Annotated in this window: 14 protein-coding genes, 1 other RNA gene and 1 other annotated feature; of the genes, 2 read left to right on the plus strand and 13 right to left on the minus strand. The window is 57.2% G+C overall.

What is annotated here, in order from left to right:
- Positions 1–103: 103 nt before the first annotated feature.
- From EKM86_RS05275 to dnaX, 4 genes are read right to left on the minus strand one after another with little or no spacing between them, the layout of a single operon-like run.
- The gene (locus tag EKM86_RS05275; RefSeq protein WP_125755777.1) at positions 104–364 is read right to left on the minus strand and encodes a YaaL family protein; all 261 of its coding nucleotides are present in this window, start codon (positions 362–364) and stop codon (positions 104–106) included.
- 12 nt (positions 365–376) lie between these two features.
- Positions 377–976: a recombination mediator RecR gene (gene recR / locus EKM86_RS05280; protein WP_125755779.1), complete on the minus strand. Its 600-nt coding sequence runs from the start codon at positions 974–976 to the stop codon at positions 377–379.
- An 8-nt stretch (positions 977–984) separates the two neighbouring features.
- Positions 985–1,290 (minus strand): YbaB/EbfC family nucleoid-associated protein, encoded by a 306-nt coding sequence (locus EKM86_RS05285; RefSeq protein ID WP_125755896.1) that lies wholly within the window; start codon positions 1,288–1,290, stop codon positions 985–987.
- Between the two features lie 17 nt (positions 1,291–1,307).
- Positions 1,308–2,987 carry a DNA polymerase III subunit gamma/tau gene (gene dnaX, locus EKM86_RS05290; protein ID WP_125755781.1) on the minus strand — a complete coding sequence of 560 codons (1,680 nt, stop codon included), beginning with the start codon at positions 2,985–2,987 and terminating at the stop codon, positions 1,308–1,310.
- A gap of 724 nt (positions 2,988–3,711) precedes the next feature.
- On the opposite strand from dnaX, the gene EKM86_RS05295 reads away from it, so the two are divergent.
- On the plus strand, positions 3,712–5,376 hold the full coding sequence (locus EKM86_RS05295; RefSeq protein ID WP_125755783.1) for an ABC transporter ATP-binding protein: 1,665 nt from the start codon (positions 3,712–3,714) through the stop codon (positions 5,374–5,376).
- 68 nt (positions 5,377–5,444) lie between these two features.
- On the opposite strand, the gene ffs is transcribed toward EKM86_RS05295, so the two are convergent.
- The 3 genes from ffs to EKM86_RS05310 form a co-directional block, all read right to left on the minus strand.
- An RNA gene (gene ffs, locus EKM86_RS05300) (signal recognition particle sRNA small type) lies at positions 5,445–5,531 on the minus strand.
- A 16-nt stretch (positions 5,532–5,547) separates the two neighbouring features.
- Positions 5,548–6,054, minus strand: coding sequence for a tRNA adenosine(34) deaminase TadA (gene tadA, locus EKM86_RS05305; RefSeq protein ID WP_125755785.1), 507 nt, complete (start codon positions 6,052–6,054; stop codon positions 5,548–5,550).
- Between the two features lie 9 nt (positions 6,055–6,063).
- Entirely contained in the window at positions 6,064–6,660 is a 597-nt protein-coding gene (locus EKM86_RS05310; protein ID WP_125755787.1) for a class I SAM-dependent methyltransferase, read from the minus strand.
- 272 nt (positions 6,661–6,932) lie between these two features.
- Here EKM86_RS05310 and EKM86_RS05315 point away from each other — a divergent pair, with 272 nt between their 5' ends.
- The gene (locus EKM86_RS05315; RefSeq protein WP_125755789.1) at positions 6,933–7,739 is read left to right on the plus strand and encodes a hypothetical protein; all 807 of its coding nucleotides are present in this window, start codon (positions 6,933–6,935) and stop codon (positions 7,737–7,739) included.
- 91 nt (positions 7,740–7,830) lie between these two features.
- Here the strand turns inward: EKM86_RS05315 and rplL are convergent, their stop codons facing one another.
- The 6 genes from rplL to EKM86_RS05345 form a co-directional block, all read right to left on the minus strand.
- Positions 7,831–8,202, minus strand: coding sequence for a 50S ribosomal protein L7/L12 (rplL, locus tag EKM86_RS05320; RefSeq protein ID WP_125755791.1), 372 nt, complete (start codon positions 8,200–8,202; stop codon positions 7,831–7,833).
- 61 nt (positions 8,203–8,263) lie between these two features.
- Complete coding sequence (gene rplJ / locus EKM86_RS05325) at positions 8,264–8,770, minus strand: 50S ribosomal protein L10 (protein WP_125755793.1); 507 nt, start codon at positions 8,768–8,770, stop codon at positions 8,264–8,266.
- A gap of 32 nt (positions 8,771–8,802) precedes the next feature.
- Positions 8,803–8,922 (minus strand) — a sequence feature (ribosomal protein L10 leader region).
- 97 nt (positions 8,923–9,019) lie between these two features.
- Positions 9,020–9,679, minus strand: coding sequence for an ABC transporter permease (locus tag EKM86_RS05330; protein WP_125755795.1), 660 nt, complete (start codon positions 9,677–9,679; stop codon positions 9,020–9,022).
- Positions 9,679–10,602, minus strand: a complete 924-nt coding sequence (locus EKM86_RS05335; protein WP_125755797.1) for an osmoprotectant ABC transporter substrate-binding protein — start codon at positions 10,600–10,602, stop codon at positions 9,679–9,681. Before EKM86_RS05335 ends, EKM86_RS05330 begins: the two co-directional genes overlap by 1 nt.
- 2 nt (positions 10,603–10,604) lie before the next feature.
- Entirely contained in the window at positions 10,605–11,240 is a 636-nt protein-coding gene (locus EKM86_RS05340) for an ABC transporter permease (protein ID WP_125755799.1), read from the minus strand.
- Positions 11,233–12,447: a betaine/proline/choline family ABC transporter ATP-binding protein gene (locus tag EKM86_RS05345; RefSeq protein WP_125755801.1), complete on the minus strand. Its 1,215-nt coding sequence runs from the start codon at positions 12,445–12,447 to the stop codon at positions 11,233–11,235. Before EKM86_RS05345 ends, EKM86_RS05340 begins: the two co-directional genes overlap by 8 nt.
- Positions 12,448–12,460: the final 13 nt, after the last annotated feature.

A 12,460-nucleotide genomic window follows, 5' to 3' on the forward strand; every position in this document is an offset into this window, starting at 1 on the left:
CAACTCTTTCATCTGTTAATGGTTCTAGTTTACTTGAAAAGCCGACCGAATTAAACCATCACCGGTTGCTTCCAAATAAAAAGACCTCGCCGCAGCGAAGCCCTTACTGATTTTCTTCAAGATAACGTGCGGCCATTTGCTCGACCAACCGGCCGGGAACCTGACGCTCCCGGGCTTCGCGATGCAAAAAATCGAACAGCGCCGCCTGCAGATCCAGCTGCGCTTTGGTCACCTCGTCGATTTCCCGAAACGAGCCGACAAGCTTGCGCTGGCTGGCCATGCGGTCACGCACCCGATAGATTTCATCCATCAGCTGCAGGTCTGCCGCGTCCTTAATGCTGGGCTTTTTTTTGCCAAAAAACATGGCGCCGCCTCCTTATAGTTCCGTCCGACCCTCGACGGCCTTCAGCAGGGTCATCTGATCGGCGTACTCGATGTCTGAGCCCACCGCCAGGCCGTGCGCCAGCCGGGTGACCTTGATTTTCGCCGGCTTGATCAGCCGCGCCAAGTACTGGGCAGTCGATTCACCCTCAGGCGTCGCGTTGGTGGCCACAATGACTTCTTTAACCTCGGGGTGATCCTGAAGGCGCTTGATGAGACTTTCGATGTTCAAATCTTCCGGACCTTTGCCTTCGATTGGGCTCAAAACCCCGTGCAGCACATGGTACAGCCCGTGGTAATCGTTGGTGCGGTCAATGCTCATCACGTCCTTGGGCTGCTCCACGACCAAGATCGTGCTTTGGTCGCGACTTTTATCCTGGCAGATCTCACAGGGGTCATCATCGGTGATATTGCCGCAAATACTGCAGTAGTGCAGCTGCGTCTTGGCCGCCGTCAAAGCGGCGGCAAAACTAGCCACGTCGTCCTTATTCATGTCGATGGTGTAAAACGCCAACCTAGTCGCGGTTTTACTGCCAATCCCGGGTAATTTCATGTAGCTGTCGATCAGCTTTTCAATCGGTTGTGGATATTGCATGGTGCCTCCTAGCGCGGCAGACCCTGGGTGTACTTGCCCATCTTCTGCTTGGTTGCGTCATCGACCTGCTTCAGGCCTGCATTCATCGCTTCAATGATCAAATCCTGAAGCATGTCAGGGTCGTCAGGGTCGATGGCCTCGGGCTTGATTTGAATGTCCTTAAGGGTCTTATCCCCGGCAAGGGTCACGGTGACCATGTCTGAGGCCGAAGTCGCCGTGAATTCGCTGTTGTTCAGCTCTTCTTGGGCCTGGGTCATTTCCTTTTGCAGCTTTTGCATCTGTTTCATCATGCCTGCCATATTGCCGCCACGCATCATATCAATCACGCTTTCTAGTCATTTTTGACTGTAATATTGGGTTCTTTACCGAATAAGTCGGTGATTGGCTTGACCACCGGAGACTCTTCCTGCGGCGCTGACTTAGCCTTCGGCGCGCCGTGCTCGTCCAAGTACTGTTTGCGCACCGCAGGCCACTGCTGCTCCTGCACCAGCACGACCTGGCGCGGGCCGCCCATCAGCTTGCCGAGGTCATCCGCGAGCGCGGTCATCAGCGCGGTATCGCTGTTGGCCCGTTCGATCAGAATGTCGTAGGCAAAACTGACGATCACGCCGGTCGGACTAGCAGCCACCGGCTTGGAGATTTTCATCATCGCCTGGTCTGGCACCGAAAGCATCGACAGGAGGTCTGGCCAAATCTCCTTGACCGCCTCAAGATCTTTCTTCGTTGCGGCACCGAGAATCGGATAAATTTTTTCTTTGGCCACCTTCACGCTGACGCGCGCGGCCGATTTAGCCGGCGCCGCTGCTGGCGCTGGCGCCCCTTGCTGCAGCGTCTGCAGCTGCTTGGAAAGCTTAGCCACCGTCTGCTCAAGCTGCTTGACTTCCGCGCTAGCCACCGGCGGGGCCGATTCAACTGCGGCGGGCTGGGGTGCCGGCTGGCCAAGTTGGACGGTTGCCACTTCCAGGTATAGCGTGGGACTGTTCGTCAGCCGCAGCTGGCCTTGCGTGGTGTTCAGCACCGCAATCATGTGGTACAGCTGATCAGGCTGAAACTTTTCGGCCAGGGCCTTGAAGTGACTATCCTGAAGCGCGCTGGCTGTGTCGTTGACCAGTGCCGGCGCTTGCTGGAACACCAGCAGGTCACGCAGGTAGCCAATGAGGTCGTCGATCAGGCGGCCGGCGTCTTTTCCGGACGCCAGGAGCTGTTCGATGGTGGTCAGCGCCGCTGCGGTGTCCTTTTCCGCCACGTGCTGCAAGTACTCGCCAAGCTGGACAGCAGCCGCCCCGCCTGTGACGTCCAGTGCATTTGCCACCGTGACGTGTTCCTGGCCGAACGCCAGCACCTGGTCGAGGATGGACAGCGCATCGCGCATGCCCCCCTCTGCGGCCTTGGCAATCACCATCAGTGCCTGATTGTCGTAAGTGATTTGCTTATCGTCCAAGATGAATTGCATCCGCTTGACGATGTCATCGGCGGTGATCCGGCGAAAGTCAAAACGCTGCGTGCGGCTGATGATCGTGGCCGGAATTTTTTGCGGCTCGGTGGTGGCGAGAATGAACACCACGTGCGCCGGCGGTTCCTCCAGGGTTTTCAGCAAGGCATTAAAGGCCCCCGTCGACAGCATGTGGACTTCATCAATGATGTAAACCTTGACCTTGCCCTCAGTCGGCGCGTACTTAGCCTTGTCGCGAATGTCGCGAATCTCGTCGACCCCATTGTTCGAAGCAGCATCGATTTCGATCACATCCGTCAGACTGCCGTTGTTGATCGCCACGCAGAGGTCGCAGGTATTATCCGGCTCGCCATCTTTAAGATTGCGACAGTTCAGTGCCTTGGCCAAAATCTTGGCGACGCTGGTTTTCCCAGTCCCGCGCGGTCCACAGAAAAGGTAGGCGTGGCTGGTTTGCTGCTCGATCAGCGCATTTTTTAGCGTTGTGGTGATCGCGTCTTGGCCGATCACATCTTTGAATTGCTGGGGCCGAAAGACCCGGTATAGCGCTTGATAAGCCACGCGTCCTCATCCTTTCTAACTGTTCTAGTTTAACATATGAAGGCTGCGAAGCGGGGCGATTTTAGCGGGATGGCTAGCCTAGGTAGCGGCATTGCCGCCGTACTTGGGCGGCGAGGCTGCTGCCGTAGCTAGACAGGCCCGCGTTGCACCGCTGAGCGCAACTATGAAGGCTGTGAAGTGAGGCGAACTTAGCGGGATGGCTAGCCTAGGTAGCGGCATTGCCGCCGTACTTGGGCGGCGAGGCTGCTGCCGTAGCTAGACAGGCCCGCGTTGCACCGCTGAGCGCAACTATGAAGGCTGTGAAGTGAGGCGAACTTAGCGGGATGGCTAGCCTAGGTAGCGGCATTGCCGCCGTACTTGGGCGGCGAGGCTGCTGCCGTAGCTAGACAGGCCCGCGTTGCCCCGCTGAGCGCAACTATGAAGGCTGTGAAGTGAGGCGAACTTAGTGGGATGGCTAGCCTAAGTGACAGCTTTGCCGCCGGGCTTTGGCGGCAGGGCGGTCGCCGTAGCTGCTGCCGCATGTCAGCTTGTACGCGCACAGCGCTACAAGCTGATCAAGCCACTCCCACGTTGCCTCACTGAGTGCAACTATGAAGGCTGCGAAGCGGGGTGATTTTAGCGGGATGGCTAGCCTAGCCCAGAGCGTTGGCGGCGCTCTTTATTTCACATTGTCACACTCCTGGTGAAGTGCTACGCTTTGAAAGATTAGAATTGGAGGAGAAAAATGTTTCATTACTTTGCCCGTCACCCATGGCGCGTTGCCTTGTCCATCGGACTCAGTATCGCCGCTGCGGCCGTGCTGGTCGCCTACTCATACGTGCTGCAGCTGATCACTGACATCGCCACCGGGCGCGTCAATCTCGCCTTTACTGTCGCCGTCCCCCTGATTTTGGGGTACCTAGTGATCCAGGCCGTCACGGATTCGGCCAGCGAGTATGTCAACGAGGCGCTTCCGCTGCGCATGGGTGATGAGCTGCGGCGTGACTTATTCCGCCATGACCTGGCGCTACGGCCGAATATGTTTGGCCAGCAGCCGGTCGGTAATTACGTCACCCAGCTCACCAAACAGGTCGACATTGTCACCAGCAGTTACTTTCACGTGATTCTGCGTGCCTTCTACCTGCTGATGCTGTTGGTCTTTGCCGCGGCTGGCACCTTGCTGATCGACCCGGTGATTACTTTGGCTGTCGTGCTGCTGAGCGTGCCGGCGCTAGTCTTTCCGTTTTTGGTCAAAAAGCCGCTTGAACATGCCAAAGACGATGTGGTTGCTGCAATTGAGCGCTACACCAGCCGCGTCACGGATGCGCTTAGCGGATTTACGACCATCGCCCACGCACTCGCACAGCCGCCGTTTCGCCGCCTGCACCAAACGGTCAGCGCGGACGTGCGGCACACTTCCACACGCGAGCAGCAAGTTCAAAAAATCACCAGCGGTATGTCCGATTTCCTGGGTGACGTCATGTACCTGGGCACCTGGCTGGTTGGTGCCTATTTTGTGCGCCAGGGTCAGATCACGCTGGGTCAACTGGTTGCCTTTTCCCAGCTGGCCAGCTTCTTCAACTGGCCAATGGCACTGCTGACCGAGATGCTAGCGGAGTTCTACGGGGCTCGCAAGGTTGCGAGTCATCTGGCCGACTTGGCCCAAGACGCCGGACCGGTTGCCGCTCAGACCGCGCCCGCGGCACTGACCTTGACCAGCCCGCTGATCTCGGCTCAGCAGGCCGGCTACCAAGATGTGCTCCACGACATCGACCTAACGCTTGAGCCGGGCCGCAAGTACTTGCTGGTCGGGGCCAGTGGCAGTGGGAAAACCACCCTGATGCGGCTGCTGCTTGGGGAGCTGAACCCGACCGCCGGGCAGGTCACCCTGAGCAATCAGCCCGCCGCGCAGTTAGCGCCGGCAGCCGTCTTTGGCTTGATTGGCGAGCTCGAGCAGCAGGCCGATATTTTTGCCGGGACGGTGCGCGATAATGTCACGCTGTTCAGCACAGATTACGCGGATGATCAGGTCGAAACCGCCCTGCGGCAGGCCGGCATGAGCGACTGGCTCGCAGTGCACGATTTGGACACGGTGGTCGACCGCACCAGCCCCCTGCTTTCAGGTGGGGAAAAACAGCGGGTCGCTTTGGCTCGCCTGTTGCTGCGACACTATCAGTTCATGGTGCTGGACGAAATGACCACGGGACTCGACCCGAAGATTGCCGATCAACTCCAGGCAGACATTTTTAACATGAAGCAAGGCTTTGTCATGATCACCCACCAGTACAATGCCGCCACCTTCGAAAAGGCGGACCGGATTTTCGTTATGCAAGGCGGGCGTATTGTGGCGGCCGGCACGCAGCGCGATCCAGCTGTCGCTTCGGCACTTGACCACCTGGCGCTGAACTGACGGGGCCATCACCTGATGAGCAGAAAAAGGACGCCACCCGCTGCGGGTGCGTCCTTGTTTATTTGCTCAAAAACTTAAGGCACATGACAAACGATTCTTAGTGCTGCTTCCTTCCGGACCTGACACAATTCGAAAGGCTGCCATTGCCTCAAGGCCTTTCGGCAAGATTCATTATACCTGTTTCTCTGGGCTTTGGCCAGCCTGCTTGGCCGCTTTCCGCTTCGCCCGGATTCCTTGGAAAAAGGCGACCAGCAGCTCACCGCTGTCGCGGGCGCGCAGGCCGCCGACGACTTGAACCTGGTGGTTAAAGCGGGGATCACTCAGCAAATCGACCAGCGAGCCGGCCGCCCCGGCCTTGGGGTCCTTGGCGCCGTAAAAACACCGCCGCACTCGGGCGTTGATCATCGCCCCCGCGCACATCGGACAGGGCTCCAGTGTCACGTACAGGTCGCAGTCTTCAAGCCGCCACGTGTGCAGCGTCATGCAGGCCTCCTGAATCGCGAGGATTTCGGCATGAAGTGTACTGTCTTGCGCATGCTCGCGCAAATTGTGGCCGCGGCCGATAATTTGGCCATCTTTGACCACTACGGCCCCAATTGGGACCTCACCGATCACGCCGGCGGCCCTAGCCTCGGCCAAAGCCGCGGCCATGAAATCATCCGGAGTTAGTTCAGCCATAGTTCCTCCTTACTTGGTCGCGCGCAAAATGTAGTAACCATGGGCCATTTTGACCTTTTCTGCACTGGCAAAGGTCGCCTGCATCAGTTTCAAAGCCGACGGTGCGCCCTGCTTTTTCTGAATGACGCAGTAGAGCTGACCGCCGGGCACCAAATGTTCATGTCCGCCGGCGAGGATGGCAGACACAATGGCCTTGCCTGCTCGAATCGGGGGATTGGTGACAATCACCCCAAACTGCCCAGTAATGTGGTCGTAAACCGAGGACTCGACGATCGTCACGTTTGCGATTTTGTTGGCCTCGGCGTTGCGTTTAGCCAAGGCAAGGGCGCGCTCGTTCACGTCCGACATGGTCACCTGCCGGTTCGGATAGTGTTTGGCCAAGGCAAGGCCAATTGGCCCGTAGCCGCAGCCGACGTCCAGCAGTGGCCCATCAGGCAGCACCTGATCGACGACCGTCTCAATCAGCGTGCGACTGCCAAAATCAATCGTGCGCTTGGAAAAAACGCCGTTGTCGGAGGTGAACTCCAGCCGGTTGCCGGCTAAATCGTAAGAAAAGGTCTGCTCATCATGCGGCAGATCGGGATCGTTTGTATAGTAATGACTCATGGTGTCTCTCCTTCATTGCCGCCCCAATGGTGCTCGCCCGGTTGATCTGGGCACAAGGTCCACCTACAGTGCGGGCTGCACCTTAGCGGCGGTATTGTTCATATAAAGCGTAACCCCTGGCCGCGATAAAAGCGATACCCATATTCGCAAACCCGCATCGTCATGACTTGAGAAAAACTAATCGCGGCTTCGCCCTTAAGCTAACAATAACATTAAGTCCGTTTACATCGCAGCCGCCAATCCGTACAATTAGACCCATACGGAGGAAAACAATGAAATTATTCAACAAAGTGCTGCCGGGGCTGGCGCTCCTGCTGGTTGCCGGCGGCCTCACCGCCTGCAGCCCCCAGGCAAACGATCAAAGTAACACCAAATCTAGCGCCACCAGTAAAAATCTGCCGGGGCCAGCAATCACGGTGCCCACTACCCTTTTTAAATCAAGTGACGGCAAGGTCAAGCTACAGTTCAAGCTGACCAACAACGCCAAATTCACGCTGCGCGACCGCGATGCCAACAATAAGGTGTTGGTCAGCGGTGAAGGCACCGGCAAAACCACCACGATCAACGGTGCCATCGACGAAGGCGAACTTGACTTGGTGGCCACCCTTCACGGCAAAACGGCGACAAAAGCCCTCAGCGTCGTGCCGAGCAGCGGGCCGAGCTCGCGGGTATTGCCCCTCAACAAGTTGGGGCTTGCACCGGACGACAGCTACGGCCTGCGCATCACCCAGGTCACCCATCAACTGAATGCTGAGGGTCAAAGCCTCGTGGCAAGCGGTAAGCTGCCAAAGAACCTCAGCGTCCAAATCACGGCAGAGTATGCCAACTTCGCCGATCAGGCAGGCTTTGTCCCGACCCCAAACCAGTTTGAAATCACGGGGCCATTCCTTGCGCCGGCCACCGTCCTGCCCAACCAGCAAGGAACGACTAAGCTCACGCCTGGCGGCTATGCGAGGACGACTTTCTGGGCCTACTTTGGCAATGCTGGCGTGGTGGTCGGCAAGGGCATCAACTTACAACTGGACTACCGCGGGCCTAACTTGACCGACCCACTGAGCTTTGCCGTTACAACGGAATAAGAATGATGGTCGACCCTCTCCGGTCGGCCTTTTTTCTGCAAAAAAAAAATACCGGGCACCCGCAACGGGGCACCCGGCATTTGGGCAATTATTACTTGAGGGTAACGGTTGCGCCAACAGCCTCGAGCTGTTCCTTAAGCTTGTTAGCTTCGTCTTCAGTAACGTCTTCCTTGATGTTGGAAGGTGCTGCGTCAACCAAGCCCTTCGCGTCCTTCAGGCCAAGGCCTGTGATCGTGCGAACTTCCTTGATAACCTTAACCTTTTCCTGGCCAGCTTCGGTCAGTTCAACGGTGAAGGAATCCTTAGCAGCGCCTGCATCGTCGCCGCCAGCGGCACCGGCAGCGGCTACAGGAGCAGCTGCGGAAACGCCAAATTCATCTTCAATTGCTTTAACGAGATCGTTCAGTTCAAGGATGGAAGCATCCTTCAACTGGTCGACAATAGCTTTTGTATCTAAAGCCATGATTGTATCCTCCAGTTTGTATTGTGTTTGATTACGGATCGACTAGGCAGCTTCAGCCACATTATGCAGCTGGTTCTGCGTCCTTGCTGTCGGCAACGGCCTTGACGGCGTATGCGACGTTGCGGACTGGTGCCTGCAGAACAGACAGCAGCATTGACAACATCCCATCGCGGTCTGGCAGCTTGGACAGTTCTGTGATCTGTTCCAGGCTGGCAACCTTGCCTTCGATGATCCCGCCTTTAACAACGAGGTCATCGAACTGCTTCGCGTACTTCGTCATGATGCGGGCAGGGGCAACAGCGTCGTCGTTAGAAAAGGCGATCGCGGTCGGGCCCTTGAACAGATCGTCCAAGCCCTTGTAACCAGTGGCGTCAGCGGCACGGCGAAGATACGTGTTCTTGATGACTTCCATCTTGACCCCGTTATCACGCAATTCCTTACGCACCTGCGTTACTTCATCAACAGTCAGACCACGGTAGTTCACAACAACAGCGCTTTTGGCAGCCTTGAACTGCTCAACGATGCCGTCAACCACCTTAGCCTTCGCAGCGATAATTGATTCACTCATAGATTTTCACCTCCTATAGTTTGGTTGAAGTTTTTTTCAATAAAAAAACTCCATGTCTACCAAGACATAGAGGTATCTAACGAACTGATACCACCTCGGCAGGATATTAAGGCTTGCGCCACCTGAGTCTTAGGCAGAGTGAATTATCACAACGAGAAGCGTATCATGAACCGCCCACAGCGTCAAGAAATACTTCACGCAGGCGCCAAAAAGGCGCCTGCCATTTTCACAGCAGGCGCTGGTGATTGTCTAATGACTCGATTCTTTGGGCTCAAGCCGCCGCTGGACAAAGCCCAGCACCAGGTCGGCAATGATTGCCATCAGCGCAGTAGGCAGCGCGCCGGCGAGGATGATGGCCCCACCGTTGGTTGCGTTTGTCCCGCGGATAATGATATCGCCAAGCCCGCCGGCGCCGACAAAGGCCCCGATGGCCGTGATGCCAATGGCCACCACCAGTGCGTTACGGATACCCGCCATGATCACACTCATCGACAGCGGCACCTCCACCATGTACAGGCGCTGAAACGAGGTCATCCCCATGCCTTTGGCGGAATCGATTACCGTGGGGTCGACGCTGACCATGCCGGTGTAGGTATTTTTAATGATCGGCAAAAGCGAGTACAGGAAGACGGTGACGATCACCGTGTTCACCCCTAGCCCCAGACCCAGCATAATGATTGAAAGCATCGCCAAGCTGGGAATGGTTTGGATCACGTTCGCAATGCCGATGATCGTGCTGGACAGTTTGCGGTTGCGGGCGATGAACAGACCAATCGGGATCCCGATCACAGCCGCGATCAGCACGCCATAAATCGAAATCAGAAAATGGCGCGTAAACTGGCTGAGCACATAGCTGCCGTTGGTCGTCATGTAGTAAAAGAACTGCTGCCACGTATTCATGTTCGCCATCAGTTAGCGCCTCCCCGGAAGTAATTGTGTTTGACCAGAAATTCCCGGGCGACCACCGATGGCTCCTTCAGTTGGTCGTCCACCTGGTAATTGAGTTCCTGCATGGTTTTCATGCTGATTTTTCCATCCAGCCGGTGCAGCACCGGTGCGAGCTTCGGGTATTGTTTCAGCAGGCTGTCGCTCACAACCATCGACGCGTCATACGGCGGGAAAAAGTGCTTGTCGTCTTTCAGCACCGTGAGGTCATACGAGCGAATTCGCCCGTCTGTCGAATAGCCCAGCACCGTCTGCATCTTGCCGGCCTCGACCGCGTCGTACACCAGCCCAATCTGCATTGGGTAGACGCGCTTGAAGTCAAAGCCGTACCCGGTCTTAAAGTCCGCGTAGCCGTCGCCTTTGCGGTTCATCCAGGACGAGTCCACGCCAGCTGCCATCGATGGGGCCAGTGGCTTCAACTGGCTGATCGTCGAGACGTGATGTTGGGCGGCAAACTGCTTGGTCACCATGAAGGCATAGGTGTCGGCAAAGCCATAGGATGGGAACCAGGTCTGGTGGTACTTTTGCTTAAAGACCCGTTTGACGATCCTGCCGGCTTTTTTCGGGTCCTTTTCCACCGGCAGGTCCAAGGTGCCAGTCAGGTCGGTGCCAGTGTAGCGGGTCGCCGAAATGTCAGCATCTCCGCGCAGCATCGCCTGGTGCGTGACCGTGGTGGAGCCAAGATTGGACACCAGCGTGGTCGGATAACCCAGCTCATGGTTGATCAGCTCGGCCAGCATGTTGGCCATGACCGAGCTTTCAGTCGTGCTAAGCGCCGCTATTTTAATGGTCTTCTGATCACTGCCCGAAATCCCGGGGAACCCGCACCCGGCCAGTGTCAAAACGGCCGTGGCCAGCACCACAAAGAGTTTGGTGAACTTTTTCATGGCTAGGCCTCCTTCCGACTGGTCCGCGGGGTCAGACGCTTCTCCAGTTTACCCAGGAGCCAATCGACCACGAGGGCCAAGAGCGTGACGGGAATGGTGCCGCCAATAATCAGTGCCGGCTGGAACAGGTTCAACCCACTAAAAATCAGATCGCCGAGGCCGCCGGCGCCAATGTATGACGCGAGCGTTGCCCACGCGATCACGTACACCGCGGACAGGCGGATACCGGCCATGATGACCGGCATCGCCATCGGCAGCTCGACTTGCACAATCGACTGCCCGGCCGTCATGCCCATCCCCTTGGCAGAATCCTTGAGGACTGGCGAGACGTCTTCCATGCCGATATACGTGTTGCGCAGGATCGGCAGCAGCGAATAGATGAACAGCGCGACGATCGCCGGCACCCGCCCGATCCCAAACAGCGGGATCATCAGGGCCAGCAGCGCCAGGCTGGGCACCGTCTGCAGCATTGAGGCAATGGCGATGACGACCTTGGCCGTGCGTGGAAAGCGCGTCAAGATCACCCCCAGCGGCACGGCGACGAGAATCCCCAGGCCCAGGGAAATGCCAGAGATGTACAGCTGCTCCCAGGTTTTGACCAACAGCTCCATGCCGTGCTGCGCCAGAAAGTCACCCATTTTGGTCGCCTCCCGCCTGCGGTTCAGCATCGGTGGCTGGCGCCTGCGCATCGTGGTCGGCGTTATCGCCCCAGATGGTGTCATAAACCATATCGACCAGTGCGGCTCGCGTGACAATGCCCTTCAGCTTGTTGTCCTGATCGACGACCGGCACGTACTTGAGGCCGCGCTTGAGGATCCGGTCAACGGAATCGCGCAACAGTGCGGATTCTTGTACGTAAAACAGTTTTTTCTGCATGATGTCGGCCACGGCGGTCGACTTGGCGTACTGGCGCGTCAGCGACTCAATATCGATAAAGCCTTTGAGGTAGCCGTTGTCGTCAACCACCAGCAAGGTGTCAACGCGCCGGTCGCGCATCAGCTGAATCGCCTCGACCAGCGATTTACCCGGCGTGATCGACACCGGATTCTTGAGCATGATGGCACCCACCGTGGTGACATCGGCGCGCGCCTGGATCAGCCGCTCCTCACCGATCAGTTCCCGGACAAACGGGGTCGCAGGGTGCTGGAGCAGCTCGGTCGGCGTCGCCGTTTGGATAATGTGGCCACCATCCATGACCACAATCTTGGTGGCGAGCTTCAGGGCCTCGTCCATGTCATGGGTCACGAACACGACAGTCTTACCCAGCTTCTGCTGCAGATTTTTGACCAGATCCTGCAAACTTTCACGCGTGATCGGGTCTAAGGCGCCAAACGGCTCGTCCATCAGGATCAGATCCTGATTAGCGGCCAGCGCGCGGATTACGCCGATGCGCTGCTGCTGCCCGCCTGAAAGCTCAGCCGGGTAGCGGTCGAGGTAATCGACTGGCAGATCGACCATTTTGATCAGCTCTTCCGCCTTGGCGCGCCGCTTCTCTTCCGGCCACTTCAGGAGCTTCGGGACTAAGGTAATGTTTTCGTACAGCGTCATGTGCGGCATCAGCCCGATGTTTTGAATGACGTAGCCGATGTGGCGGCGCAGGGCCACCGGATCTTGCTTGTGGATGTCTTGGCCTTTAAATAAAATGGTGCCGCCGGTCGGCTCCAGCATGCGGTTGATCATCCGCATGGTCGTGGTCTTCCCCGAGCCCGAGGTGCCGATCAGGCAGACAAAATCCCCTTGGTCAATGGTCAAAGTGATGTGTTCAACCGCCACGTTGCCGCCGCGGTATACCTTATTCACGTCCTGATACTGGACGATGGGTCCTGGCTTTTGTTCAGTTGTCATCTTAAACCTCCCG

Source organism: Lacticaseibacillus hegangensis, from assembly GCF_003946465.1.
GTDB classification, from domain to species: Bacteria; Bacillota; Bacilli; order Lactobacillales; family Lactobacillaceae; genus Lacticaseibacillus; species Lacticaseibacillus hegangensis.